This is a genomic window from Rhizobium sp. CECT 9324, from assembly GCF_918741265.1.
Classification (GTDB): Bacteria; Pseudomonadota; Alphaproteobacteria; order Rhizobiales; family Rhizobiaceae; genus Allorhizobium.
In genome coordinates this window covers 21,696-48,123 of record NZ_CAKKMZ010000003.1, presented here as the reverse complement: position 1 = coordinate 48,123, position 26,428 = coordinate 21,696, and the positions used below count along the sequence as shown (strand labels likewise).

The window sequence follows — 26,428 nt, the reverse complement described above, 5'->3', positions numbered from 1 at the left end:
GTACGGTTGATTTTTCACATTGTGAGGATTTCCCGTGAGCAACTCGTTACACACTCGTTTCCGGGTAACCGGAATGGATTGCGCCTCGTGTGCAAACAAGATCGACACCGCCGTAAAACGTATTCCGGGCATTCAAGAGGTGTCTGTATCTGTCACCGCCGGCACAATGACAGTCGAGCACGATGAGATCAGCGTTCTGGACACGATTCGCAACAAGCTGTCGGGCCTAGGCTATCAGGCCTTCCTGATCTCAACAATTTCCAAAACCGTTGGGAAACCCGTCCATAAACACGGACCGGATTGCATGCGCGATCACCTACATGCAGAGCCGCACGGACAGTCCAGTCATGATGATCGTTCGGATCATGGCGCCCATTGCACTGGGCATGATCATGAGCCCGATCGCGTCGCGCCTTCAGATGATGTGGCACCCCCTATCCTGCAGGCACGTTTCCGTATCGGCGGAATGGATTGCGCGTCATGTGCTTCCAAGATTGACACGGCCATCAGACGGATGGACGCTGTCGATGACGTCTCCGTGTCGGTCACGGCCGGAACCATGACGGTCAAACATCGGCAGTCAGCGGATATCAAAGCGATAGAAAAACGGGTCTCCAGTCTCGGTTACACGATCGTTCCCATGCCAGGAACGGACAGGCGCACATCGTCCACGACCCAAGAGGGTTCTGACAACGCCCACGCTGGACACGACCATGGATCGAAAAGCGCGGCGCTGGACAAAGTTGAGGGACTCCACGGTCACGATCACGGTTCTTCCGAAGGTCCTTGGTGGGCGAGCAAGAAGGGGCGTCTGACGATCTTCGCGGGTGGATCGCTAGCTGTCGCTTATGGCATTGGGTACATGTTCCCAGCGATCGAAACATATGCCTACACGATTGCAATGCTTGTCGGCCTCGTGCCGATCGCCCGAAGGGCTATCATGGCCGCGCTGGCTGGCACGCCATTCTCCATCGAGATGCTGATGACGATCGCCGCTGCTGGCGCACTGGTCATTAACGCAACCGAAGAGGCCGCTGCGGTCGTCTTCCTTTTTCTGGTTGGCGAACTGCTTGAAGGCGTTGCCGCCGGAAAGGCGCGCGACAGCATCAAGTCCCTTACGGCGCTCGTTCCCAAGACGGCGTTATTGGAGGAAGGCGGCGAGACCCGCGAGGTGCCAGCCGAAACTCTTGCGGTTGGTTCAATCATACTGGTCCGCCCTGGTGATCGGATCTCCGCCGATGGTGTCATCGTTGCAGGCGAAAGTTCGATCGACGAGGCGCCCGTGACCGGGGAAAGTGTGCCTGTTCTCAAGGCCGTCGACGACATTGTTTTTGCGGGCACCGTAAATGGTGATGCGGTTCTGCGTGTCAGGGTCACGGCCGCAGCCGCAGACAATACGATCGCCCGTGTCGTTCGTCTCGTCGAGGAAGCGCAGGAATCCAAGGCTCCGACTGAGCGCTTTATTGACCGTTTCTCCAAATACTACACTCCTGGCGTGGTTGTCGTTGCCGCTTTGGTGGCAGTCATTCCTCCGCTGTTTGCGGGTGGAATATGGAGTGAGTGGGTTTACAAGGGGCTTGCCGTGCTGCTGATCGGCTGCCCATGCGCACTTGTCATTTCGACCCCGGCTGCGATCGCTGCATCACTGTCGTCGGGCGCGCGCCGCGGCCTGCTCCTCAAAGGCGGCGCCGTTCTAGAAGGTCTTGGCGAGCTTACGGCGATTGCTTTCGACAAGACTGGCACGCTCACCGAAGGCAAACCGCAGGTGACTGATGTGGTCGCGTTCGGCCGGGAAAGTGAGGACGTCCTTCGGTTTGCCGCAGCGCTTGAAGTGGGATCCAGCCATCCTCTCGCCCTTGCGATCTTAAGCAAAGCCAAGGAGGAAGGCATCGTACCGCCCACGGGGACCGATGCGAAGGCTCTCGGCGGCAAGGGTGTTTCCGCCATCGTGGACGGCGTTGAGGTCTTTTTTGGCTCGCCCAGGGCTGCAGCAGAGCGAGTTCCGGTTCCAGTTGCTCACTTGGAGAAGATCACGTCTCTCAACGATGAAGGAAAGACCGTGTCTGTACTGGTCATTGGCGATGTTCTCGCTGGTGCCATTGCCATGCGCGACGAGCCTAGAGCCGATGCTGTTGCGGGTCTCAAGGCCCTGACGGATGCAGGCATAAAGACGATCATGCTGACAGGCGACAACAAGCGGACTGCCACCGCCATCGGTGCGCAACTCGGCATCGAGGTCCGTGCGGAGCTGATGCCTGAAGACAAGCAGCGGATCGTGGGCGAATTGAAGAAAGAGGGCTATGTTGTCGGCAAGATCGGCGATGGGATCAACGACGCGCCAGCGCTAGCGGCAGCTGATGTCGGGATTGCTATGGGTGGTGGAACGGACGTGGCGCTGGAGACGGCAGACGCCGCGGTTCTCCACGGCAGGGTGGCTGATGTCGCCCTTATGATCGATCTCTCGAAACGTACTATGCGCAACATTTTCCAGAACATTACCATCGCTTTGAGTTTGAAGGTGGTATTTTTGGTGACGACTATCCTGGGCATCACGGGCCTGTGGCCTGCAATTCTTGCCGATACAGGTGCGACAGTCCTTGTAACCATGAATGCGTTGCGGTTGTTACGTCCCATTCGCTGAACGCGGCGCCACCGGCGTTCCAGGTCTCTTTCAACTTGTCGTCATGCCAACCTGTTCAGACCTCTCAAGAGATGACGGTTTCGGATCTGATGTATCCCACTAACTATGCGGAGAAATTACGTGCAATTTCAAAAAACACTGGCTTTTGGGCTCGTTGCCTTGACGTGCGTGACTGCGACTTTCGGTCCTGCATTGTCTCATGATTTTACGGTAGGGAGCCTGGAGATAAAGCATCCGTGGTCCTTAAAGGCTCCTGTGGTTGCTCCGGTTCTTGGCGGTTATCTGACGATCGTCAACACGGGCACGACGGATGATCGCCTTCTTGGAGGAAGCAGTCCGGTCGCTGAGCGGTTTGAAATCCACGTATCATCTGTCGTCGACGGAGTGGCGCGTATGCGACCCGTCAAGGAAGGCATCACAATAAGCGCCGGCTCCACTGTGAAGCTGGAGCCGGGCGCCGCACACATCATGTTTGAAAAACCGACGCAGCGTCCGGCGGAGGGTGAGAAGTTCAAGGCAACGCTGCAGTTCCAGAAGGCAGGGGCCGTGGAAGTGGAGTTTGTCGTCCAAAAAGGTGCAACAGCAAACTCGGATGACCACGCCGGGCACACCCCGTGATCCTCAGTGAACGCGTGTTGGCTGCAGGCGGGTGCTCTGCGGGGAACCTCGATTAACCTTTTTGCTTCATTCGGTTTCAAGACTTCGGTGGTTAGATCTGGGCATAGGCTCCCACCGAAGGTTTTCTCCATGCAGGAACGAAGACGGCGCATCTTAAGGATCAGCTTGGCGGTTTTATTCGGAGCACTTTGCGTCGGCGTTGCCGGTGGTGCGGCTGCAGTCTATTATGGTCCAGAAGAGCTTTTGGGTTTATCGGCTGAGAAGAGCGGTGCCGAGTGTCAGACCGTCGCCACAGCCAAGGCGAGGGATCGCGACGGCATCTGGATCCGGCAGTTCATCGTCACAGAGCCAGTGGATGAACAGGTCCGTCTTCGGACCGCCCTGCGTGTTGCCGAATCTCTTCGCAAGGTCGAGGCGGGTCATCTCATCCAGATTTCCGTTCTGGACAGCAAAGGGCCAACCACGGTCTCCGGAATGCGCGGTCGGGCAATCGGCGCCCAGGTGATCCTCATTCCCAGTCCAGTTAGTGACGCAGAAAAGCAAAAAGGCGAATTCTCCGGGTTTTCTATAGAAGGTGGAGCTGGGTCAGACGGCGAGTTTCACGGTCTACGCTTCAATGCCAAACCGGAAGATCTGGCAGCAATCGCCGCCGGCATTGATGACGCGACAGGCTGTTCAAACGATTTGGAAATGCCGGCCCCTGCTAAAAGCTGAAGCACAGCCGAAGATTCGAGCATCGACGTGCGAGACGTTTGTTGCAGCCTGGCACAACGGCTCCGACCCTTGATTTAGGGGGCGATCTGGGTAGTCCTGATTGCAAACAGTCGTGCAGACATGAGGGGCGCTTTCAATCCCGTTGTGGCGCCTGGAGCCGATAGCGCCCATGTCATGAGCGTTTCCTGACCATCAGCCTCCTCCTCAGCATCTCTGTCTGCTGCAGGAATCGGAAATAGCGCGATCAAAGCTGCCGGCTCCGGCAGATCAAGGATGGCGGAAGGGCGGAAACTCTCAATCTGTGTGCGATCAGTGATCGGGCCAAGTGAGGCAACCTCGACCTCAGGTGTCTCCATTTCGGAAGTAGGGCGTGCAACTGGTACAGGAATGGCCAAAGCGCTTAAATCGGTGAACTCGGACCTAGCCTCGCCGACCATGGTCTGCCGGCTTGTTTGAAGATCGAGCGCGTCCTCCGCTCGGCTCCGTCCAGTCGGTAGCATTGCGGTGACCAGGCTGCTGTTTGACGAAGCGGAAGTGAAATTACTGTCGTCATCTCCAGCACTGGAAGCGATCTCGATCGATTTTGCGCCGACGCGCCGACGATAATCGGCGACTGCCAAATCGTAGCCGGGGAGAGGGCGGCCATCAGAGGGAAGGTGCATTGTTTTTCCATCGGGAAAGATCCGAGCCAGCTCTTTGCGCGTCATGCGGGGCCATGCACGGACATTGCCGACATCAAGATGGACAAACGGAGATCCCGATGCCGGATAATAGCCCACTCCACCAACTTGCATCTGCATTGCAAGTGATCGCAGCTTGGCCAGTTTGACGCCCGGAATATAAAAATCCATCGCCTTGCCGAGGGTGTGTTGACTGTTTTTTGCGACCCCACTATCCCTCGATCGTCCTCGGAGCATCTTGTTTGTCCCCGGGGAGCGATAGGCAGAGACTATATGGATATAGTCGTTTGATCCGCTGCGCTGGTAAACTTCCCACACAAGATCGAGTAGACGGGGATCGATATTCGCTGGCTCGTTCTTGCGCCAGTCACGCAGGAAACGGTTGATCTGACCAAGGCCACGGGCATCGAACTTCCCGCCCCGCTTGAATGTAATTGTCGCACGTTCCCCAGTGTGAGTGAAAAACAGCTTCAGCGATCTGTCGGCCGCGGCTGTCGCAAGTGACGACGAACCCACCAGCAGTACCACTGCGAGCATCACTGCGATTGTAGCCGTCCCCACGCACCGCATGAACCCAGATAGGAAGGCTGCGGCTGGACAGGGTCTGACGCAAGCTGGCAACTCGCTCACTGGTTACTCCACACTTGACGGCTCTCTGAGTACGGGTCTGGCGAACATTGCTGCCACCCACGGATCGCCATTAGTAAATCCGATTATGGTCAACAAAGCCCTAATAGATCCCAATTGGTGAGGATCTGAACGATCCCGCTTGCGTGTATAGCCCCTTTATGAGAATGATTTGCAATTGCAAATAGGGGCGGGCTTTGAAAGCACGGTGAGACGATGGACGGACCGGTGAGGGGATGGCAGCGAACGGTTGGCGAGGCATCCCTTTCGGATGTGCACCGGTCGATAAAGGTCGCGTCAGGAGCTGGCACTTTCCGAGGGGCGATGGCGTTCTTCGGCCCCGGCTATCTTGTCGCAGTCGGGTACATGGATCCAGGCAATTGGGCGACATCTCTGGCCGGGGGATCGCGCTTCGGCTATGCGCTGCTCACGGTGGCCCTGGTTTCAAACATCATGGCGATCGTCCTTCAGTCGCTATGCGCGCGCCTTGCCATCGCTTCGGGGCGCGATCTTGCGCAGGCCTGTCGTGATGCTTACCCCAAACCGGTCGCCATGGTGCTGTGGCTGCTCGCCGAAATTGCGATTATTGCGACTGACATCGCCGAGGTGATCGGCACTGCAATCGGCCTAAACCTCATTTTCGGAATTCCGCTCGAGCTGGGAGTGGTCATCACTGCTCTGGACGTATTCTTGATCCTCTACCTGCAAAAGCTTGGCTTCCGTTGGGTCGAAGCGCTTGTCATAACTTTGCTCGGCGTTATCGCCGTCTGCTTCGCGGTTCAGATCGCTCTTGCTGATCCGGACTGGGGTCAAGTGATCCTCGGCTTCGCTCCAACGACAGAGATCGTCACCAATCCAGACATGCTCTATTTGGCGCTCGGGATACTCGGTGCGACCGTCATGCCGCACAATCTCTACCTCCACTCTGGCATCGTGCAGACGCGGGACTTTGGTGATACGCTGCCTGAAAAGCGCGAGGCTCTTAAATTTGCGACGATCGACTCTACGGTCGCCTTGATGTTCGCTTTGCTTGTCAACGCCTCTATCCTCATCCTAGCTGCCGCAACGTTCCACGAAAAGGGGCTGACTTCAGTCGCAGAGCTGGGTGAGGCTCATAGTCTGCTGGCCCCCTTGCTAGGTTTGGCCGTTGCACCGACATTGTTCGGAATCGCCCTGTTGTGCTGCGGCATCAATTCAACGGTGACGGCGACGCTTGCGGGTCAGATCGTGATGGAGGGATTCCTGAAGATCCAGCTTGCACCTTGGCTTCGCCGTCTGATCACCCGGGGGATCGCCATCATACCCGCCGCAGGGGTCACGATAGCCTTCGGGGACAGCGGCACTGCCCAACTTCTGATATTGACCCAGGTTGTGCTTAGTCTCCAACTTTCCTTTGCGGTTTTCCCACTGGTCATGTTTACCGCCGACGCTGCTAAAATGGGAGAGATGAAAACACCCCTATGGCTCTCAGCTTTCGCCTGGATCATCGCCATCGTGATCGCTTTGCTGAACCTGAAGCTTTTGGTCGACTTCGTTTCGTGATGCAGTAGCCACGATAGACCCATCTTTTCCGGAGTACTTCGAACCACTCCGAGAAGTAGCGGGCACCTTGATGTAACCCTTACGAGATTTAGTGCCTGTGCCACTGATCCATTCTATAAGCCTAAACGATGTGTGCGACTTTGTGCGCGCCACGCATCGCACCGACAAAACAGATCGGCATCAACTGGAATGACCGCGTACTCAGTGTTAGGCGTTCGAAAGTGAGCGTCAGTCGTGCTCGGTGGCGCACATATCGTGGTTCGCCAAAGCCCTGATCACATAGCAATCGCGTACTTGATTCGAATGGCAGTGTGTTGAGATCCGTTCGAGTTCGGCTTCCAGCTTCTTCAACCTCTCGATCTTCTGTCGGATTGTGACGAGCTGTTCGGCAGCTATCTTGTCGGCCTCCGCACACGGCTTTTCGGGATGCTGGCTGAGCTCTATAAGCTCGCGAATAGCTTCGATCGTCAGTCCAAGATCGCGGGCGTGCCGAATGAATGAGAGGCGTTCCTGCTCGCTCTTCGAGTATCGTCGCTGATTGCCCTCAGAACGTTCCGGCGGTGAGAGCAGTCCCATCTGTTCGTAATATCTAATTGTTGGTACCTTGACGCCGGTGGTCCTGGACAGATCTCCGATCGTGAGCATGCTTCCTCCCTCTCCAGACGCGGCAGGTGCAGGCCGCGACAAATTAGCCCATCACGCGAACCTGAACCCTCGGGCAACCGAGAGGTATGTAAGCAATGGTTCGGCACATGTGAGGATTTACATATGGCAAATCAAGCGAAACGTTGGCGTGTGGCAGCCGGCGCATTTTTTATCGCCGGTCAAAGTGGCGTATTGGCTGAAGTGACAAATGGTCTTCATCAAATCAGCTACGATGCCTTGACCATCGAACACGCCGAATTGGCTCTGACGCCGGACGGGGCAACGGATAAAGCATATGTCACCGTCTACAATGGTACGCCCGATGACATGGCGATTGTCTCTGTCAAGGTCGCAGGGTACACGACTGCCACACTCGTGAGCCCAATGGCGAAATCCAAGGGCTTCGAACAAGTGCCGCTGTCGGACACCTATGTCGTGATACCCCGAAAGGCGGAACTGGACATGGGACCGGACTCGGTTTTCATTTCACTGGTGCGTAACTCGGGTCCTCCCAAAGCAGCAACAATGACGCTGAAATTTGATGACGGAACCTCGCGTGCTGTCCCGCTTGAGATTATTGCTCCAGATTCTGCGGAAACCAATCATCACCATGGAGAACCAAATCGCGAATGAAAGCCACCAAAAACTGGAAGTTGGTGCTTTGCTTTGTCCTCGCGCCGCACGTCGTCAGGAATTCTTCGACGAATGTTCGTCTTTGGTCTGAACTACCGAGGCCGCCACAAGGACAATGGCACCGCAGACGATGAACACATCCGCAATATTGAAGGCAGGCCATGACCACCCGAACGCGTGAAAATCTAGATAGTCGGTAACTCTCAAGTTCATCAAACGATCGACGACATTTCCGCTCGCACCCCCAGCCATTGCCGTGATGGCCATTCCTTCCAGCACACTGTTGGCGAATACTGCCCAGATCACTAGTCCGACAACGATGCCCCCTTGAACTGTGGCGAACATCCGGGGTGCTGACACGATGGTGTCGGAAAATAGTCCGAAGCTGACACCCGTGTTGTAGGTGAGCGTCAGGTTGAAAAAGGGGGTCAACTCAATGGCCCCCGTTGGGGCTTCCAGAAGCTCGGCCATGACGGATTTGACGGACAGATCGATACCGCAGATTACGACAACCCCGAGGACGATAAGGGTAAGCCTGAACAGGCCTTTATTCGAGAATAACATTTTCAGTTCCAGGCTGAGCACGCTCTGACATGCGCGAAGATTTGCAAGATTGGCCGCGAGCGAGATTTCATGCTCACAGGGTTCTTGCCATACGACCTCCAGGAACTAGAGCTTCAAGCGTAAACTTGGGCGCCAGCTATTGCATCAAGGAAACGTGTAGTGGCGGCCGGAGCTCATCATCCGAGCTGGGTCACCAGTTACTGCGAGGTTTCGCCTCGTCAGGCATCCCCGGCTGACTGCCGCAGGGTCGGCCGGTCTACCTGGTTAGTCGGGTTAGTGAATGCCGCTGACTGCCGTTGTGTCTCGACCGTCCCTGATCTTCACCCATTTCCCCGGATTGCGTGAATCCTGACGCTTGAGGTAGGTATATTCAGTTTCTGACCAATTTCTGATTTCACCACGCAGGTTGTCGAGGATGAAATCGCCCATCTGTGATCGCACCGTCAAAACAGCATGCCCGGATCCGTCCGGCTGGAGTACAACTGTGATCAGCAGATTGGAGACCGCGATCCCGCGTCTCATCAAAAGCTTGCGCTTCAGAAGAGCAAAGTCCTCGCAGTCGGCTGCGGTGGTAGGATAGTTCCAAAATTCCTCGACGCCATAGATCTCGATATCCTCGATGGCCGGGATTGTATTGACGACCTGGTTGACCTCAACGAGGCTATTCCAGATCTCCTCTGTGAGCTTCAGGCGTGCGCGATCTGCAGCGTTAGGCTGGCATTCTTTTTGATATCGTTTGCAAAATTCGAAGTGGCCGATCGGTTGTGACGTCGCCCCGGCGACAGGCATGGAATCCCACGTTGCCGCTTCCGGTTTCCAGGCGGCGCCGGTCGAAAAGATCGTTATGGCGAAAATTGCGAGCAGAAATCTAGCGGTCATAAGTCGTCCCTGTGTGCTTGGACGATTTATGAGGATCGAACACGACCATCACGCAAAGATATTCAGTGCAATTTTATCGGCTTGTGTCGAATTCAGACACTTTCCTATTGGATCGCCAGCTTGTGAACGACAGATAGGCCTCTATGCCGATCCAGCCCCCAAGACCAATGGATGCGACCATGCCCGCGATGGCCTCGAAGGAGTCATGTCCTATGCCCCAGCAAACGACGGCAAAAGCAATCTTAACGGACACAAATCCCGCCAGCGAAAACGCAACGATCATTCCAAGGTTCTTTGAGATTTGTGTAATTGACGCGATCATATCCCAAGTTTAGAGGCGACGGTCTTACACGGGGAAATCAATTCTTATTGTCTGCATGAACCGTTCTGCGGCAAGGTCAGCGCACCAGCTTCACGCAATGTCAAACAGGTTGAGTGTAATGTGTGATGATGTTGCGGCTTAGAAAATCGATTCGGATTTTGTGTGTGGCACTGCTTTTGGCAGTTGTCATCATGGGTCCGCGTGGCTCAGTCGCGCGAGACAGCAGCTCCGGGCCGACGATATGCATGAACGTCCATCAAGGGACTGGGTCTGGCGGTACCCATGCGAAATGCCACCATCTGGTCGAACATTCCCACGAGCTTCTGGCTTGCATACAGAAAAGCGCTCCAATTTCGGAGCGAATGAGCTCTGCCTATAGAGTCTCACCAAATCGGTTCCGCATCTTCGCCGGCATCGATCTCCTTGATCCTCCTCCCCGAGCCTGACCTTCCCGATTAAAGCGCACGGATCGTCGACGAGTTTCCGTAGATGTTGGATTGGGTCCAACACGCGGCTTGAAAGCGGCTCTCATCGAATAAAGGATCGAGCACTGTCCAATCACGCCTGAATGCGATGACAAGACAGCGATCCGTCGAAGGATCCCGGCGTAGCACCGGTTGGTCCTCATGGAGATCAGTAAATGTGGAAGATTGCATTCTCCGGGGTGTGGTGTGTCGTAGTGTGTTTGGTTGCTGTCTACGCTGGTTTCCAGTGGGCACCGGCGCCCAAACAGGTTGAGGCGCAGTCTCCTAGGCTGACCGAACATGAGGTGGTTAAGTCGGCGATGGTGACCGTACCGATCATTCGGGAGAACAAGGTTGACGGTTACGTCGTCGCGGAAGTGACGATGACCGCAAATGACGAGGCACTCCGCGCTAGTCCCAGTCCGGAGGCAGAACTGACGGACGAATTGATCGCGACACTGGTGTCCACACCGGTTCTTACCGATCCCGAATTCGCAGCTGACACCCTGAGGTTAGATCTGGTGGAGCGGATGAACAAGCGGACTGGTCTGCAAGCCTACTATAAAACTCTGATCACCAAGCTCGATTACCTCACTGCAGCAGACATGGACCGGATGCGCACCTCCGGGGCAAGCCCGATGAAGGTAACTCCCCTGGTTGATAAATCTCTGCTCGATGTCGTGCCTGGTCCGGTGCCCAAAGATGGGTAGATGATTGGGTGGGAGAAGCGTTCAGCTTTTCCGAGGGCGACCCCTTGTAGCTCTAGTTACTTGAGGTCCTATATTTATACCGGCGGCTAAGGATTTGTTCGATGCGGCGTCGTGCGGTCGTCCCCCCTTCTTGGACTGCCGGCTGCCGTGGTGCGCTCGGCATCTTCCGGGTGATTTTGGCAGGGTTTCATTGAAAGCGCGAAGAGTGACGAAATGAATTGGTTTCAGAATTTGACTGAGCGAGCACTTCTGATCGCGCAGAATGCCTGCATTGGAGCGTTTATAGCTGTCTCCCTATCCGGATGTGTTTCAGACATGGGGCTGGACGACCTGTCCAGCAGGGCACCCGAACTGTCGAGCAAGATGTTGGCAGAGATGTCAAAGAAGGGTATGGCAGCGGAGAGTCCTGTCCTCATCAGGATCTTCAAGCAGGAAAGCGAGCTCGAGGTCTGGAAGATCGACCGAAGTGGGCGCTACGCGCTGCTCAAGACATATCCGATGTGCAGGTGGTCCGGGAAGCTAGGCCCCAAGGTCAAGGAAGGTGATCGCCAGGCGCCCGAGGGGTTCTACCACATTTCGAAAGGGATGCTGAATCCTAAATCGCAGTACTATGTATCTTTCAACCTGGGTTATCCAAACAGGCTTGAGTCGGCACTCGGCTATACCGGCGAGGCGCTGATGGTCCACGGTGCTTGCTCCTCTTCCGGTTGCTTTGCGCTGACAGACCAGGGCGTCGGTGAAATATATGCGATCGTCGCCAAGGCACTTTCATCGGGACAGGAGCGTTTCCAGGTCCAGGCCTATCCTTTCCGAATGACGACGGAAAATATGACGCTGCACAGAGACAACGAAAACCTGTCGTTCTGGCGGACGCTGAAGGAGGGATACGACGTTTTCGAATTGACCCGGGAGCAACCAAAAGTCTCGGTGTGTGGCCGCCGCTACATGTTCAACAAAGAGTTCGTGGGCGGAGAGCCCCGTTACCCACTGGAGGCTTGCCCCGCAAGCGCCGCTTCTTCTGATCCCGCACTGATGGCCCGCATGGCCGAAGAAACCCAAAGGCTTGAGGCTGCTCTTCAACAGGCCGGCGGCTCGACGGTGTCATCCTATGTGGATGGCGGAATGCATCCGAGTTTCCGCGCACTCCTTAAGAAAGAGGGTCCGGACCGACTTGCGGCTCGCATTTCGGGCACAAAATATCCGGTCAGCAGACCAGATGCGGCGTTGGCTGACCCATTCCAAAAGAAGAAAGCCAGGTCTGGCGACGGGGTGACCGCCGCAAGTGCGACAGGAGACTGAATTATGGCCCAGCCCGATGATCGGATTAAGAAGATACGGCGCAATAACTGGATTGTGTTGGCAGTGCTCACGATTTTCGTTGTGGCGGTCTTTCTCTTGAGCTTCTCGCATATTGGTCGAGAGGCAAGGCCTGAACCCAATGTAATCGTAACGTCCCCAGCCGTTGATGGGTAAAGACGATGTTGCTTGAGGGGCATGCAGTGCGGACCAACATCTTGATTATCGGGGCGGGGCAAGCCGGGCTCGCCGCGGCGTATGCCTTGAAGAAGCAGGGCCTGACATTCTTGATTGTCGATGCTGGCATAAAAATCGGAGACAGCTGGCGCAACAGATATGACAACCTCACACTTTTTACCCCTCGCAGCATCAGCGCGCTCTCGGATATGCCCCTGGTTGGTGATGCAAATGGCTTTGCTGGAAAGGATGAGTTTGCTGACTATCTGCGGCGGTATGCTTCCTTCCATAAACTTCCGGTCATCAGTTCGAAGAAGGTCGTCCGACTTGAGAAGGTAGGCAGTCTCTTCGTGGCGTCAACGCAAGACGGCGATCGAATCACATGTCATACCGTCATCGTTGCCACGGGGGCATTTTCGACACCGCGAATTCCTGGATTGTCGAAACTGCTCCCGGCCGACATTCAGCAGATGCACGTAGCTGAGTTCCGCAATCCGGGCTCGGTGGCGAAAGGCCCTGTTCTTGTTGTCGGAGATGGCGCGAGTGGAAGGGACGTGGCAATTGCGATGGCTGGGTTTCAACAGGTGCTGCTTGCACGCGGGCGAAAGCGCAGGCTTTTACCGGAGAAGATCCTCGGACGCAGTTTGTGGGTATGGCTGGGGCAGCTCGGCCTTCTACGTGTATCGGCGCAGGGGATCATCGGGCGAAGGATGAGGCGTGAGGATCCATTCCCTGTTCGTGGCAATGACGATGCTTCACTTAGGCGGTTGGGGGTAATCCTGAAGCCGAGACTGGCTGCGATCCATGACCGCGGGGCAAGTTTCGCCGACGGATCGAGCGAGAACATCAGATCCATAGTTTGGGCGACAGGCTATGCCGATGAGCTCCCCTGGATTGAAGTCGAGGGTGCAGTTGATGCTCGGGCTGTCCCAATACACTCCAACGGGATTTCGCCTGTTGCCGGTCTCTACTATGTTGGCCGACCTTGGCAGCGGAACCGTGCCTCTGGTCTGATCGCAGGTGCCGCTGACGATGCGGCTTTCATCGTCGAGCATATCCGTCAACGGTGCCTGCAAAGCCTCTAGTCTCAGGTCTCTATAACATTATGACCGATGACCTGTACGCCGTCTTCGCAACCGTCCTCTGGCGTTTCGATCTCCAGAGTGCTGTGGTCGATACCGTGCCTGTCCCGCAGGATTTTTCGCACTGCGCCTTTCACTTCAGCAACACTGCGCAGAGATGACTCCGTCACAACGAGATGCGCTTGCAATGCCTTGTGATCTTCATCGATCCGCCACACATGGACATGGTGCACCTCCTGGACGCCTTCGACGGAACGCATGTCTGAAACAAGTTTGTTCACATCCACGTCCTCAGGCGCCGCCATCATCAGGATCCTGATCGATCCTCCGATCTCAGTGAAGGCCTGCCAGAGTATGTAGCCTGCGATCATGAGGGTGATCGCCGGGTCAATCCATGTCCAGCCGTATATCAGCACAAGCGTGCCGGCAATGATAACACCCACCGATCCAAGGGCGTCCGACACATTGTGCAAGAAAGCGGCGCGGATATTCATGCTGGTTTTTGAAAGGGTGTAGGTGAGCATGGCTGTGATCAAATCGATGACGAGCGCGATGCCTGCGACGATCACGACCGTCCACCCTTCTATCGGCTCCGGTGTGATGAACCGCATGACCGCTTCATACACGAGATAGAGCCCAACGACGATCAAAGTCGTATAGTTGATCAGCGATGCGACGATTTCGGCACGAACATAGCCGAACGTCATCCCTTCGTCGGAAGGGCGGCGCGAGATTCGGCGTGCGCCATACGCAATCACAAGTGATGCAGCGTCACTGAAGTTGTGGAGCGCATCCGCGATCAGGGAAAGACTGCCGGAGAAGATGCCGCCGGCAATCTGCGCAAAGGTAAGGAACACGTTTACGAGAATTGCTCCCCCTATACGCTTGTCTCCGGCATCCGCTCCATGATCGTGGTGATGTCCACTCATGAATTCCGGTCCTGTCTCCGAGGTCAGGATCCTGCCTTGCTGGCATCGATCTCAGCCTTCACCAGTGTGAAAAGACCTTGCGGACTGAACTCTGTCAGAGGCTTTTCGTTGACGAAAAATGTCGGGGTCTGTTTCACATTGTTGGCCTGAACGTCCGCCATATCCTGGGCAAGAATATTGTCGATCGCGGGGGACACCGCATCTTTCTTGCCCTGCTCGACATCAAGTCCGGCCATTGCCGCAATCTGCCATGCCTTTTCCAGATCTGGCTTGCCATGATCGGCCCAGACCGGCTGCTGTTCCAGTATCGCTTCTAGGACCGGTTCAAACAGGTTCTGTTTGCGCGCGGCCTCCAATATGCGCACGGCATCGTCGGAACCCTCGTGGAATACGGTGTATCGCAGGACGAGCCGCACGTCGGTTCCGGTCTGCGCCATCATCTGCTTTACGAGCGGATAAAATGCCCGGCACGCCTCACATGACGGATCAAAAAATTCGACAATTGTCACAGGCGCCGAAACCGGCCCCATGACCGGCGAGTGCATTCTGACAAGGGTATTGTTCCCCGGCATTGGGGAGGGCGCTGGCTCAGCTTCTGGTGTGAGCCCACTATAGAGGGCGGCACCTCCTGCGAAAACTGCGATCGCAGCTGAAGCCGAAGCGATGACGAAAGTGCGTCTGTTCATGCTGGTGTTCTCCGGCGCACGATTAGAAGTAGGGCGATGATGACGGTAAACGCGCCAAGCGACAGGAGCGGAATGGGGAGGGTTCCGAAGAGGAGCATACCCGCGCCCGAGCAGGATGGCCCTTGGCCGCAAGGCTTGATGGCCGTGGGGATGATATTGAAGTAGAGGAGGTTGTGAAATGCCGCGATCAACCATCCCACCGCTGCCAGCGGAACTGCATAGATCCAGGCACGGGCATCAGAGCGGAAGGCGGCGACGGCGAGCAGGACTGCCAGTGGAAACATGAAGGCTCGTTGGTGCCAACAGAGATCGCATGGCATTTGTCCCATGACCTCACCGATGAACAATGCGCCGAGCGTCGAACTCATGGCAATCATCCACGCGCTAAAGATCGCAAGCCATGCCCCGTCGTTAGATTTTACCACTGCTCGGCCATTCCTGTCGTTCATTGATGCGTTGTCAGTATGAAACCTCTAGTAGCTTGAGGGTCAAGGGCGGTTTCCGGTCTGCAGCAATTTCCGGGGCTCTGCAGCGGTAGGTCTGAGGAGAATTGCAATTTTCTTCTGAACTCGCCTTGAACCTCAAGCTGCTAGAGGGATTAGGAGTGCTCCGGACGGTTCATCCGGGGCGAATATCGGCAGGGAATTATATGGAATCTCTCAAAGCGTTTCGACTGGTGGCGTGGTGCGTGGTTGCGATCATCACATTGCTATTGCTCATCGGCTATGTGTCGCAATCGGATACTAGCAGACGCCTGGGTGTGTCAGACACGACCTCCACCCCTGCGGTCGGTCGGCCATTTGAGTTGGTTTCCCACCGTGGCCAAGTCATCGACAATGCCGTGCTCAAAGGAAAGCCGTACTTGGCGTTCTTTGGCTTTACCCACTGCCCTGACATCTGCCCCACAACGCTGTTCGAGTTGAGTGACCTAATGAGTGAACTCGGGCCCGCTGCGAGCGGTTTCAACGTTGTTTTCATCAGCGTTGACCCAGAGAGAGATACTCAGCAGTTGCTGAACGAATACATGACATCCTTCGACCGTCGAATCCTTGCCCTTCGGGGAACGCCGGAGCAAACAGCGACGGCTGTGAAAGCTTTCTCCGCCTACGCACGCAAGGTTCCGACCGAAGATGGAAGCTACACGATGGACCATACGGCTGGCGTATACATGATGGACGCCAATGGTAGCTTCAAAGGAACGCTCGACATGCATGAATCCCGCGAGGTTCGGATGAAGAAGATCCGCAATCTCATGACCGGCCCGTAAGCCAGAAGCTTCAACCTTCGAGAGGAAATACATTGCAGTCTGGGAAATTGACACGACGAGGCTTCGTTATCGGGAGTACTGGGGCAGCGGCGGCTGTGTTGACTGGCTGCTCGACAACGACCCTAGAGACATCACGATCTGAAATCGTACCCATCGTACATCCGGTCCTGGAGACCACTTATGGACCAATTCCAAACGAACAGTTCCCGCTGCCTGCTATACCCTACCAGAAGATCGACAAGCGCTACTACCGCCAGATGGTGAGTGATCCGACCGGGGAGCGGCCAGGCACATTGGTCGTGGATACGGCCAATTACTTTCTCTACCTGACTTATGAGGGCGGACAGGCGATGCGATACGGGGTCGGTCTCGGCCGGCAGGGGTTCGAATGGTCGGGCAAGGGGGTCATCCAGTACAAACGCCAGTGGCCACGCTGGACGCCACCTGACGAGATGGTCGCTCGACAGCCAGAACTTGCGCCCTACAGCATTGCCAATGGCGGTATGCCTCCTAGCCTCAAGAATCCATTGGGCGCGCGCGCGCTCTACATTTTCCAGAATGGCGAGGACACGCTTTATCGCATCCATGGGTCGCCGGAATGGTGGACGATCGGCAAGTCGGTATCCTCAGGGTGTGTCCGGATGATCAATCAGGACGTGGTCGACTTGTATGGTCGAGTGCCAGGCAAAACCCCCATCGTCGTTACCAGCCTGCCTCGCTTCTCTGAGGCTTAGGCGGAGAAAACCGTGAAGTCTCCCCACCGACAGTTCAGCGGCTTGAAGTCGTGAGGTCAGGCATGCGAGGCCTGTGCCATGTCGGAGCTGACTCCGGTTATCCGCATTCCCCTGGCGCTGTCATGTAGAGGCTGTCGGAAAACAACGGCAGCCTCAGCTCGTGCGCGGGCTATGCCAAACTGAACCAGATGTCCGATGGTCGTGCACTCACCAGGCAGGCCATGCGAAGGAAAACATCCGATAGATCGTCTAGATCGTACACAAAAAGAGTTTCTGTTTGTCCCCTGCGATTTGATTTGGTGAAGCGATATGGACGGTTTGTCTGATCTAGTACGAGAATACGGGACATGGATCTACATCCTGCTTTTTGCGTACTGCATGCTGAAAAGCGGTAGTCTCCCATTGTTCGCGGGCTATGCGGCTCAAACACAAGCTTTGGACTTGTCCCTTGTTTTAGCGTTGACCTTTGCCGGCGGCTATCTCGGGGACGAAGCACGGTTCTTTATCGCGAGACGATACGGGGATGCGTGGTTAACGAGGTGGCCTTTTGCCGAAAAGGCCTATGCGGCCGCGAAAATCCTAGTTGCAAAGTACGGCTGGGCCTACATCTTTCTTTACAGATATCCCAAGGGTATGCGGACCATCGGCGCGCTTCCGGTTGGTCTCGGATCAATGTCATGGGCAAAGTTTACAGTTCTGAATGCAGCATCCGCAATAGTTTGGACCGCCTGCCTGGTTTTGGCGGGCTTCGTTTTCGGCGCACAGATAGAGGAGGCGGTGGAAACCGGCTGGGGCTTTGCAAGTATTGTCTTACTTGCCGCAATGCTCCTCCTGTCGGTCTTCGCATGGTGGCGGATAAATCGGATAGCTGTCCGAATCCCGAAAATTGGAGAACAATCCAATTGAAGTCATCAGCAGTTTCATGCCTGGTCACCATGGAAAGGCAGAGAACAGCGCATGTATACCGCAAAGCCTGACACGCACCCGGACCGACCTATCCCCAGCCCTTTCAAACTGTTACGCCGATCTACGGCGCAGGTCGACATACTCAAATCCAGTGACTTGCGGCATATAGGGGGAGCTTTCAGGTGATGCTGGAAATCGGACTTTTCTGTCCGACTCCCTGTCCAGTTCTCCAGCCCCGCAGCGCTTTTCTTGTCTGCAATGAGCTGGCACCAAAGGCGTTCGAAGACTAAACCACCGGATAGCAACGGCGGCCATTGTTCTCGGACCTGGCTAGCTTCGTCGGCCTGAAATGAAAACTGAAAGCGCTCCGTTGACCCTCCGTGACACCCTCGAAAATCATCAGGTCCAGATCTATTTTGGCGCAGTTATCCTTGGCGCTCTGGCGGCTCTCTCGATCTCTGGAACAACCGCACTTGAGATCGGCATAAATCCGTCGCTAGCGTTCATGTTGTTTGTGACCTTCCTTCAGGTTCCGCTTGCCGAACTTCGGATGGCCCTCGCGCAATTCCGCTTCCTTGGCGTCCTGCTGCTGGCGAATTTTGTCGTCATGCCTATGCTGGTGGGAGTTCTCGTCCCGTTTCTTCCACCTGATCCGATGATACGGCTTGGCGTATTGCTGGTCCTTCTCGCCCCATGCATCGACTATGTCGTTACGTTCTCGCATCTTGGCCGCGCCGACGCCCGTCTCCTGCTGGCAGCAACACCCGCGCTCTTGATCGTCCAAATGCTACTGTTGCCCGTCTATTTGAGCGTTTTCCTCGGTCCCGAGGCTGGGTCTCTTATCAAAGCCGGACCATTTTTCCACGCGTTCGTCTGGCTGATAGCAGTCCCGCTTGTCTTCGCCGTCCTCATCCAGTTCTCGGCCGGCCGAAGTGTGGCAGGGCAGCGTGCGTCGGCGGTTTTGGGGCTGCTTCCGGTTCCTGCGACAGCGTTCGTACTCTTCGTCGTGGTTGCTGCCGTCGTACCGCAACTCGGCCCCGCACTCGATGCCACTTTCCGTGTTGTGCCAATATACGTGGCATACGCGGTTGCTGCGCCCTTGGCGGGGTGGGGTATGAGTAAGTTGTTCCGGCTTGATGCGCCAGCGGGCCGTGCCGTCGCATTCAGTGCCGCCACGCGCAACTCTCTGGTCGTCCTGCCGCTGGCTTTCGCTGTCCCGGGTGCTGTACCGATCCTTCCGGCAATAATTGTCACGCAGACACTGATCGAACTGCTGAGCCAGTTGGCTTACATTCGTCTGGCACCAAAGTTTGGGTCGAACAAGGCTGCCTGAAGAATGTAAGCCGCCTTGTGCCGGGCCGGGATGGCGCCTTCGTCTAATTCGCGCAGGAAGCGGAGGGGGCTGTCTGTTCGTGCACTCAGCTGACCCCTAACGACGGCCTTATCGAGGCCTTGGTTCGCTTAGGCGCTCCGACTCGCAAACGGCGATCAGAGAGCGAGACGATGCCACCAGCCATCATCACGATGGCACCGGACCAGATACAGAGGATCCAGGGCTTCCACCAGACACGTACGACAATGCCCCCGGCGGCCATTGGGTCACCCAGCGAGATGTAGAGCTGGCTGAAGCCGAAGGTGACGATGCCGGCTTCCGTCGTCGGCATCTGGCGGGCCGTGTAGAGCCGCTTCGACGACCAGACATCGGCCACCTCGACACCATCTTCGCGGATGGTGAAATGCCCCTGGTCTTCGCTATAGTTAGGTCCCGTCGCGGCGCGAATACCGTCGAAGGTGATGACATAACCGCCGGCCTCCACCGTCATGCCCGGCTTCATCTCGACCACCGTTTCCGTCTCGAAGGTGGTGACGGCCACGACGCCGAGCACGGTCACACCCATGCCGAAATGCGCAAGTGACGTGCCGAATGCCGACCGCGGCAGGCCTTTCAGTCGACTCCAGGCGGTGGACAGCGGATGCTTGCCAAAGCCTGCCCGATACCAGAGATCGGATACCGCGCCGCCCATGACGAAAAAGGCGAGCGCAAGGCCTGCCACCGCCATGACGGGACCGCCATTCTGGGCGTACCAGAAACCAAGGCCAAGCATGAGCGAGACCGCCGCCGCCACGTAAAGCCGCTGCAGCGCACCAAGTAGATCGCCGCGCTTCCAGGCGAGGAATGGCCCGAAGGGCATCGCGAGCAGGAGGGGTATTATGAGCAACCCAAAGGTGATGTTGAAGAAGGGCGGACCGACCGAGATCTTGTCGCCCGTCAGCGTCTCCAAAAGCAGCGGATAAAGCGTGCCGATCAGAACAGACGCGGTGGAGACGGTGAGAATCAGGTTGTTGAGAACCAGCGCACCTTCACGCGAGATCGGCTGGAACAGGCCGCCGGCCTTGAGCATCGGCGCGCGCAGCGCAAAGAGGGTGAAGGCCCCGCCGATGAAGATGATGAGAATGCCGAGAATGAAGACGCCGCGCGTCGGGTCGTTCGCAAAGGCGTGCACCGAGGTCAGCACGCCCGAGCGCACCAGGAAGGTGCCGAGCAGGGACAGCGAAAAGGCGATGATGCCGAGCAGCACCGTCCAGATCTTCAGGGCATCGCGCTTTTCCATGACGAGCGCCGAATGCAGAAGGGCGGTGCCCGCCAGCCAGGGCATGAAGGAGGCGTTCTCGACCGGATCCCAGAACCACCAACCACCCCAGCCAAGCTCATAATAGGCCCAGTAGGAGCCCATAGCGATGCCGGCCGTCAGGAACACCCAGGCGGCCAGCGTCCAAGGCCTAACCCAGCGAGCCCAGGCGGCATCGATGCGTCCGTCCATCAATGCTGCGATCGCAAACGAGAAGCAAACCGAGAAGCCGACATAGCCGAGATAGAGCAGCGGCGGATGGATCGCGAGACCAATGTCCTGAAGGACCGGATTCAGATCCCGACCCTCTGCCGGGATCGGCGACAGGCGGATAAAGGGGTTCGACGTCAGAAGAATGAAGAGCGTGAAGGCCGTCGTGATCCAGGCCTGTACGGCCAGCACATTCGCTTTCAGCCGGTCCGGCAGATTGGTGCCGAAGAAGGCGACCATGGCGCTGAACAGCGTCAGGATCAGCACCCAAAGCAACATCGAACCCTCATGGTTCCCCCAGACGCCGGAGACCTTGTAGATCATCGGTTTGAGGGAGTGCGAATTCTCGAAGACGTTCTGCACCGAGAAGTCTGAGAGTACGTAGCCGTAGGTGAGGGCCGCGAAGGAGGAGGCGACGAGGAGGAACATTGCGTAGGTGCCAGTGGTAGCCACCGCCATCATTGCTGCGTCACCGCGTCGCGCGCCGATTACGGGCAGAATGGAGACGACAAGACAGGTGGCGAGTGCCAGCACCAAGGCATAGTGGCCAAGCTCGATGATCATTGGATCTCTTCCATGCCGCTGAGTTCCACCCCTTGCGCCTCCAGACGAGCGGCCGCGTCCCTTGGCATTTAAGTCTCGTCATGCTGGCAGGCACTGTATTGGGACAAGGGTTTCAACCACGATCCAAGATCAGCGACCAGCCTAACCTAAGACCTGCCGCGCGAGCAACAGGAGTGTTCATTCCCGGCGGTGTCATGGTGTCACCGCACTCGACTAGTGCGACAAGATTGGATGGGCTGGGAGAGACCCGGAAAGCCAATCCGGAACTCTCTGTAAATGCTTCAGTTCAAGGAGAGCCAAGATCACAAGTCCGTACTATTCCTTCTTCGTCGATCGTCGCCGGCTTGGCGTTCGCTGTAGCCGGGTACTTCGCGGATCGCGCGTCGACTTCACGCGCAGACGTTCCTTGGAACGTTGCTGTCACTCGATGGCCTGGCGGGACGATTGAGCGCACAGACGAAGAGGCCATGCGGCTGACCAGCGACAAAACGGTGCGTTGAAGCGGGGCCAGCGATATGGTGGCGTGGGACTTCCGTGAGGACCGCCTGACGATCAGGAGAGGTACCGCATTGGGCTGGTTGTCGAGACGAGGTGCGGTTGACCGACTGGAATTGGCGCAAGAAAAAAGGGCCAGCGAAAGTCGCGGCCCTTAGGGTGTGAAGGTTAGACCTCCAGAGGGGGAACGACTGACGCAGAAGCTGGGGAGGCTTGCGCCCGCGTCAGACAATCTCGATATGGGTTGTCGCACCGCCATCCGCAAGTCCCGCGTTTCGAGCAGGCGAATAACTCCTCACCTCCGACGTGCTTTCCGCGTCAGATAAGCGCTCTAGTAGGGTTCCAAAGAGATCATCATTGGCAACTGGGTGATGGTACGCATTATTCTGCAGCGCGTTTCGAACCATGTCGCTGCAGGCAAGCTTTCTGAATATCGCTGTATTGTCAGTCATTCCCTAGCCCCTCCCAGGCCACAACGCCCGCTTGCAGTGTCTGTTCCGAAGGTACATAAAAAAGTGCGATACGGAGAGGTATATTCTCTCTCAACATCAGCCAATTCCACCGATAAGGCAGCGCTTGCGTCAACGATGCGCGGTGCCCCCAATTTCGCGGCTGCGCAACGAAATCGGCTCCCCCACGCCCCGAAGGCCGCCTTCGGCGGTCGTTGACCCAAGCCCTCCCTTATCGGTCCGCCGCCTTTGTTTTCAATCAAAGGAGCTGATGATGACCACTTATGACCACATCAACGAGCTGCGTGCCGAACTTGCAGCATCCATCGACCCGGCAGAGCGCCAGCAGATCGCAGCCGAGCTGGCGACGGCCGAAGCGAAGCTTGCCGGAGAAGAAGCCGCTTTCGAAGCGTTGATCAGCAACGAGCCGCCCCACTAGGGCGGCTTCTCACTTACAGCCTAGACCTCATCTTGCCAGTGCGACTGGCAACTCTTTGATGTTGGTCGTGTATCGCGGCGATCGGCGGTCAAACTTTGCTTGCCAGTCACGCTTAATCCCGGCCGAGGCCGGGATCAGCGATCCGCGTCCAAATTTCCCATTGACCAAATCCAGCGCCGTCATCAGCCGTTCCGATTGGTCACGGTCCCGTGCGCCGAACAGGGGCCGTGGCTGTGACGCCGCCCGCACCAGATCATTCATGATGATACCGGCCTTCGCGTAGCGATGGCCGTCCCTAAATATCTTGCGCGCCCCGCTCTGAGCGGCCCGGATGAGGTCGAAAGTGTCGTTGGAAGCGTCGGGGAAGTGGACTGTAGTCTGTGCCGAGTGCGGTTTGTCTTGTCTGTTGAAGCGCGACGTGTGCATGAAGACCGCCATATGTGTCGCCTCGAGGCCATGCCGGCGCAGCTTCTCCCCTGCCCTCATCGCATAGGCCGCGACTGCCTCGAGCATTCCGGCAAGATCCGTGACTGGCGCTCCAAAGGATCGGGTTACGGCGCAGCCCTTCCGTTGTGGCGGCACGTCTTCAAGCGGCAGGCACGAAATGCCCTGCAGCTCCAGGACCGTCCTCTCACCAACAACGCTCAAGAGGCTGCGTGCAAGGCGTGCATCTATGCGACACAAATCGCCGGCCGTCTCGATGCCGAGGCCGAACAGCTTGCGTTGTGATGCGGCACCAACACCCCACACCTCTCCAACTTCGATGCGATCGAGCCAGCTATGCCGAATGGCTGCGTCCGTCAGATCGCAGACGCCTCCAAGTTCAGGGTTCTTCTTGGCAATGTGGTTTGCGAACTTCGCCAGCGTCTTAGTCGGGCCGATTCCGACACAAGTCGGGATCCCCGTCCATTGTTGGACTGTGGAGCGCAGATCGCGGCCAAAGGTTCCTCGATCGGCTGGCCGGATATCGGTCATATTCAGGAAGCTCTCGTCAATCGAGTAGACCTCAACATCCGGAGACCATTGCCGATAGATCGCGTTCAGCCTGGCGCTCATGTCGCCATACAGTGTGTAATTGCTGGAGTAGACCGCCACGCCGTTGTCGCGACAGAGGTCACGGATCTTGAAATAGGGTTCTCCCATGCCAATGCCGAGCGCCTTGGCCTCCGCCGTCCTGGCAACTGCACAACCGTCATTGTTGGATAGGACAATCACAGGGCGCTTGGCTATCGACGGGTCGAAGACGCGCTCGCAGGAGCAATAGAATGAGTTGCCGTCAATCAGCGCGAAGGAGGTCATCCCTTTCTCCTCGGTCGCAGCCAATGAACGTTGCAGAGTGCCACGCCCCAGATCTCGACTTCTGCGATCTCCGGAAGGTCGAACAGCGGCATGTCCGAATTCTCGAACATCAGCCGCGGGCGACCACCCGTCATGCGCAGCCGCTTCAACGACCGCTCGCCATGTACGGTCGCTACGACAATATCGCCGTCGACCGGGCTCAGGCTGCGGTCGACCACGATCAAATCCCCGTGGAAGATTCCCGCGTCGCGCATCGAGTTGCCGTCGACCTTCCACAAGAACGTCGCCGGCGGGTTCCGAATCAGGAGCTTTGTGAGGTCAATCGATTCTTCGATGTAGTCATCTGCGGGTGACGGAAAGCCGGCGCATAACCCGTGGAGCATGAGAGGCACATAGACTTCTGCCTCGATTTTCAGGCCGGCAAGCATTTCAAACTGTTCCTTTCGTGATACGGAATGAAATGAACAAACAGGGAACGCATGGACCGCTGAAAGTCAAGATGGAACATGACGCGAGCCTAATCTGCAGATTTGCACCTGACGCGAGTGTCTGCGGGGTGTTAGCTTTTTGATGCGTTGTCACAATGGAGAGGAATAAGGATCGCCATGACCGACGAAGTGGAACACCTGTCAAATACGCTGATGTGGACCGTCGGCATGATTACTCAAGCCGGGCCAGACGACCTCAAACGTGTGGCAAATGCCTATCGAGAAGCGCAGGATCTCGTTTCGCAGATTCCGAAGACCGAGGAAGGCGCGCGGCCTGGCATCGTCGCTTGCTTCCATCGCTCGGACGAGTACCGCGCTGCAGACGATATCGCCTGCGTGGGATGGGTCCTAACGGCTATCCAGGAGCGCGTAAACGAAGGCGACCTACGAGACTGGAGAAAATTGCGAACGGTCGTGAAGCAGATGGTAAAGCTGCTGCCGGAGCCGACGCGCTCGCTTCACTGAATATTTGGTGTATCGAGAAGATGTTCAAAGCCCTCCCAGGTCGCCTTGTCGTCCACCCAATGACGCTGAAGCTCTTTCCATCTTCGGTCCGCCGAAACCTGCATCTTCGCGATCCGCTCAAGGAGATGGCGTGAGAAAAGCAAGTCGTCCTGTTGAGCGGTTTTGAATATGATACCGCCCTCCGGGTCATATGCGACCTGAAGCAGCTGATTGTCGGCATCGAGGACGAACATCGACACTTCGGGTTCGACATCCTCGTTTCTGGTTATGATCAGCGTATCGACTGGGTAGCCGCCGGTTGCCTTTTGCAGCGCCTGGTCAAAAGCATTGGTCATGTGATCACCTTTCCTCTCACTGTCGAATCTAACGGAACGGTTTTGGCGGGGGAAGTCGGTCCCGGCTTCCGCTTCGCGGCGCTATGCTAAGCCTCCTGCGGCTTCCCTATTTCCATCAAAACCGTGTCGAGAATTCCCGCTTTCCCGCCCCTTAAGGAGGGTCGGCGCTATGCTGAAAGCTCCGATGTTCTTCATTGTCTTCCTCGGATCTCGGACTGGCGCCGATCGATCCGAGCGGTGTCTTCGCCAGAAGGGCCGGAGAAGGACGCCGCATAAGCGCCAGCTGTTCGCCAAAGGCGGCCGGCGCGCGGCGGAAACCAAAGCCAACCCGCTTAGTATTGTGGCGCGGCTTTCGCCGCGCCATTCGTTTACTGCCTTCCGATCGTCCGGGGCTCCATGGCGATCACCAGGTCATGCACCATCTTCAAGGTCGTATCGTCGAGCTTTTTCAGGTGGTCGACCGTTTCCTCCATCAGCTGGTCTCTCAGGGCTTCGCGTGACTCGGCTTTGGAGTGAGAGGGCTGTTCGTTGACGAGAGGATCGAAGAACTCTTCCGGGGTGATATTCAGGACTTCGAAAACGTGGAGCAGGCGTCCGACTGTCATCAAGGAGGAGGCGTTTTCGTAGCGGGCGTAGGTAGCCTCCTTCACCCCTAGCAGCATAGCGACTTTGGCTTGCGCAAGTTGTCGATCGGTTCGCAGGTCACGCAGCCTTTGCGCGACAAGCCGATCCAGTTGCCTGAGATCGATGATCTTTCCGTCGAGCCGTTTGCGATAAACCGGATGATCTTTGTTTGGATCGTCAACGCGTTCAAGTCCGAGATAGTCTACCCACTGCTCGAGTCCGAAACCTGCCATTGCCACCAACCACACTGGAAAATAATCGTTATTCCTCTGGGACAATTAAAGATGGTGCCTCGAAAGTCTACCCTGGATCGC

Annotated in this window: 28 protein-coding genes; 15 read left to right on the top strand and 13 right to left on the bottom strand. The window is 56.7% G+C overall.

The genetic code is table 11. From position 1 onward, the window contains the following. Positions 1-34 precede the first annotated feature (34 nt). The 3 genes from LQ231_RS26010 (at position 35) to LQ231_RS26000 (ending at position 3,973) form a co-directional block, all read left to right on the top strand. Positions 35-2,641 carry a heavy metal translocating P-type ATPase gene (locus LQ231_RS26010; protein WP_290371393.1) on the top strand — a complete coding sequence of 869 codons (2,607 nt, stop codon included), beginning with the start codon at positions 35-37 and terminating at the stop codon, positions 2,639-2,641. Positions 2,642-2,761: 120 nt separating this feature from the next. Beyond that, complete coding sequence (locus tag LQ231_RS26005) at positions 2,762-3,259, top strand: copper chaperone PCu(A)C (protein WP_230175138.1); 498 nt, start codon at positions 2,762-2,764, stop codon at positions 3,257-3,259. Between the two features lie 129 nt (positions 3,260-3,388). Further along, positions 3,389-3,973, top strand: a complete 585-nt coding sequence (locus LQ231_RS26000; protein WP_113465182.1) for a hypothetical protein — start codon at positions 3,389-3,391, stop codon at positions 3,971-3,973. 74 nt (positions 3,974-4,047) lie between these two features. Here the strand turns inward: LQ231_RS26000 and LQ231_RS25995 are convergent, their stop codons facing one another. Then, positions 4,048-5,190 carry a DUF882 domain-containing protein gene (locus tag LQ231_RS25995; protein ID WP_230175219.1) on the bottom strand — a complete coding sequence of 381 codons (1,143 nt, stop codon included), beginning with the start codon at positions 5,188-5,190 and terminating at the stop codon, positions 4,048-4,050. Between the two features lie 306 nt (positions 5,191-5,496). Here LQ231_RS25995 and LQ231_RS25990 point away from each other — a divergent pair, with 306 nt between their 5' ends. Beyond that, a complete protein-coding gene (locus LQ231_RS25990; RefSeq protein ID WP_113465180.1) occupies positions 5,497-6,822 on the top strand; it encodes an Nramp family divalent metal transporter in 1,326 nt (441 codons plus the stop codon). Positions 6,823-7,050: 228 nt separating this feature from the next. Here the strand turns inward: LQ231_RS25990 and LQ231_RS25985 are convergent, their stop codons facing one another. Further along, on the bottom strand, positions 7,051-7,467 hold the full coding sequence (locus tag LQ231_RS25985; protein WP_112590905.1) for a helix-turn-helix domain-containing protein: 417 nt from the start codon (positions 7,465-7,467) through the stop codon (positions 7,051-7,053). Positions 7,468-7,590: 123 nt separating this feature from the next. On the opposite strand from LQ231_RS25985, the gene LQ231_RS25980 reads away from it, so the two are divergent. Continuing rightward, positions 7,591-8,100 carry a copper chaperone PCu(A)C gene (locus LQ231_RS25980; protein WP_112590903.1) on the top strand — a complete coding sequence of 170 codons (510 nt, stop codon included), beginning with the start codon at positions 7,591-7,593 and terminating at the stop codon, positions 8,098-8,100. 54 nt (positions 8,101-8,154) lie between these two features. Here the strand turns inward: LQ231_RS25980 and lspA are convergent, their stop codons facing one another. Together lspA and LQ231_RS25970 are read right to left on the bottom strand one after the other, a co-directional pair. Continuing rightward, positions 8,155-8,664 (bottom strand): signal peptidase II, encoded by a 510-nt coding sequence (gene lspA / locus LQ231_RS25975; protein ID WP_230175137.1) that lies wholly within the window; start codon positions 8,662-8,664, stop codon positions 8,155-8,157. Between the two features lie 273 nt (positions 8,665-8,937). Then, a complete protein-coding gene (locus LQ231_RS25970) occupies positions 8,938-9,453 on the bottom strand; it encodes a transglutaminase-like cysteine peptidase (RefSeq protein WP_112590962.1) in 516 nt (171 codons plus the stop codon). On the opposite strand from LQ231_RS25970, the gene LQ231_RS25965 reads away from it, so the two are divergent. From LQ231_RS25965 to LQ231_RS25950, 4 genes are all read left to right on the top strand, one after another. Continuing rightward, positions 9,452-9,841, top strand: coding sequence for a hypothetical protein (locus LQ231_RS25965; protein ID WP_230175136.1), 390 nt, complete (start codon positions 9,452-9,454; stop codon positions 9,839-9,841). The two genes, LQ231_RS25970 and LQ231_RS25965, sit on opposite strands and share 2 nt — an antisense overlap. Positions 9,842-10,505: 664 nt before the next feature. Then, the gene (locus tag LQ231_RS25960) at positions 10,506-11,039 is read left to right on the top strand and encodes a hypothetical protein (protein ID WP_112590898.1); all 534 of its coding nucleotides are present in this window, start codon (positions 10,506-10,508) and stop codon (positions 11,037-11,039) included. Between the two features lie 213 nt (positions 11,040-11,252). Further along, positions 11,253-12,338 carry a murein L,D-transpeptidase family protein gene (locus tag LQ231_RS25955; protein ID WP_230175135.1) on the top strand — a complete coding sequence of 362 codons (1,086 nt, stop codon included), beginning with the start codon at positions 11,253-11,255 and terminating at the stop codon, positions 12,336-12,338. Between the two features lie 200 nt (positions 12,339-12,538). Continuing rightward, positions 12,539-13,597, top strand: coding sequence for an NAD(P)/FAD-dependent oxidoreductase (locus LQ231_RS25950; protein WP_195950099.1), 1,059 nt, complete (start codon positions 12,539-12,541; stop codon positions 13,595-13,597). Positions 13,598-13,599: 2 nt separating this feature from the next. On the opposite strand, the gene LQ231_RS25945 is transcribed toward LQ231_RS25950, so the two are convergent. The 3 genes from LQ231_RS25945 to LQ231_RS25935 form a co-directional block, all read right to left on the bottom strand. Then, complete coding sequence (locus tag LQ231_RS25945; protein WP_112590892.1) at positions 13,600-14,523, bottom strand: cation diffusion facilitator family transporter; 924 nt, start codon at positions 14,521-14,523, stop codon at positions 13,600-13,602. A 23-nt stretch (positions 14,524-14,546) separates the two neighbouring features. Next, positions 14,547-15,053, bottom strand: coding sequence for a thioredoxin domain-containing protein (locus LQ231_RS25940; RefSeq protein WP_230175218.1), 507 nt, complete (start codon positions 15,051-15,053; stop codon positions 14,547-14,549). Between the two features lie 152 nt (positions 15,054-15,205). After that, positions 15,206-15,658 carry a disulfide bond formation protein B gene (locus tag LQ231_RS25935; protein ID WP_112590888.1) on the bottom strand — a complete coding sequence of 151 codons (453 nt, stop codon included), beginning with the start codon at positions 15,656-15,658 and terminating at the stop codon, positions 15,206-15,208. Between the two features lie 200 nt (positions 15,659-15,858). On the opposite strand from LQ231_RS25935, the gene LQ231_RS25930 reads away from it, so the two are divergent. From LQ231_RS25930 to LQ231_RS25915, 4 genes are all read left to right on the top strand, one after another. Continuing rightward, positions 15,859-16,476: an SCO family protein gene (locus tag LQ231_RS25930; RefSeq protein WP_112590887.1), complete on the top strand. Its 618-nt coding sequence runs from the start codon at positions 15,859-15,861 to the stop codon at positions 16,474-16,476. Positions 16,477-16,508: 32 nt separating this feature from the next. After that, entirely contained in the window at positions 16,509-17,210 is a 702-nt protein-coding gene (locus LQ231_RS25925; protein ID WP_162707488.1) for a L,D-transpeptidase, read from the top strand. Between the two features lie 309 nt (positions 17,211-17,519). Continuing rightward, the gene (locus LQ231_RS25920) at positions 17,520-18,116 is read left to right on the top strand and encodes a DedA family protein (RefSeq protein WP_037094268.1); all 597 of its coding nucleotides are present in this window, start codon (positions 17,520-17,522) and stop codon (positions 18,114-18,116) included. A gap of 370 nt (positions 18,117-18,486) precedes the next feature. Continuing rightward, the gene (locus LQ231_RS25915) at positions 18,487-19,449 is read left to right on the top strand and encodes an arsenic resistance protein (RefSeq protein WP_230175133.1); all 963 of its coding nucleotides are present in this window, start codon (positions 18,487-18,489) and stop codon (positions 19,447-19,449) included. A gap of 85 nt (positions 19,450-19,534) precedes the next feature. Here LQ231_RS25915 and LQ231_RS25910 read toward each other — a convergent pair whose 3' ends face one another. Together LQ231_RS25910 and LQ231_RS25905 are read right to left on the bottom strand one after the other, a co-directional pair. Further along, the gene (locus LQ231_RS25910; protein ID WP_230175132.1) at positions 19,535-21,520 is read right to left on the bottom strand and encodes a heme lyase CcmF/NrfE family subunit; all 1,986 of its coding nucleotides are present in this window, start codon (positions 21,518-21,520) and stop codon (positions 19,535-19,537) included. Between the two features lie 719 nt (positions 21,521-22,239). Continuing rightward, on the bottom strand, positions 22,240-22,467 hold the full coding sequence (locus tag LQ231_RS25905) for a hypothetical protein (RefSeq protein WP_230175131.1): 228 nt from the start codon (positions 22,465-22,467) through the stop codon (positions 22,240-22,242). A gap of 268 nt (positions 22,468-22,735) precedes the next feature. Between LQ231_RS25905 and LQ231_RS25900 the strand changes: the two genes are divergently transcribed. Continuing rightward, on the top strand, positions 22,736-22,903 hold the full coding sequence (locus tag LQ231_RS25900) for a hypothetical protein (protein WP_230175223.1): 168 nt from the start codon (positions 22,736-22,738) through the stop codon (positions 22,901-22,903). 27 nt (positions 22,904-22,930) lie between these two features. Here the strand turns inward: LQ231_RS25900 and LQ231_RS25895 are convergent, their stop codons facing one another. Further along, positions 22,931-24,202 carry a Y-family DNA polymerase gene (locus tag LQ231_RS25895; protein WP_148169288.1) on the bottom strand — a complete coding sequence of 424 codons (1,272 nt, stop codon included), beginning with the start codon at positions 24,200-24,202 and terminating at the stop codon, positions 22,931-22,933. Then, the gene (umuD, locus tag LQ231_RS25890; RefSeq protein ID WP_230175130.1) at positions 24,199-24,630 is read right to left on the bottom strand and encodes a translesion error-prone DNA polymerase V autoproteolytic subunit; all 432 of its coding nucleotides are present in this window, start codon (positions 24,628-24,630) and stop codon (positions 24,199-24,201) included. Before umuD ends, LQ231_RS25895 begins: the two co-directional genes overlap by 4 nt. Before the next feature lie 177 nt (positions 24,631-24,807). Between umuD and LQ231_RS25885 the strand changes: the two genes are divergently transcribed. Continuing rightward, a complete protein-coding gene (locus LQ231_RS25885) occupies positions 24,808-25,155 on the top strand; it encodes a hypothetical protein (RefSeq protein ID WP_148169289.1) in 348 nt (115 codons plus the stop codon). Here the strand turns inward: LQ231_RS25885 and LQ231_RS25880 are convergent. Continuing rightward, positions 25,149-25,490: a hypothetical protein gene (locus tag LQ231_RS25880; protein WP_148169290.1), complete on the bottom strand. Its 342-nt coding sequence runs from the start codon at positions 25,488-25,490 to the stop codon at positions 25,149-25,151. The genes LQ231_RS25885 and LQ231_RS25880 overlap by 7 nt on opposite strands. A 368-nt stretch (positions 25,491-25,858) precedes the next feature. Continuing rightward, positions 25,859-26,347, bottom strand: coding sequence for a helix-turn-helix transcriptional regulator (locus tag LQ231_RS25875; RefSeq protein ID WP_230175129.1), 489 nt, complete (start codon positions 26,345-26,347; stop codon positions 25,859-25,861). Positions 26,348-26,428: the final 81 nt, after the last annotated feature.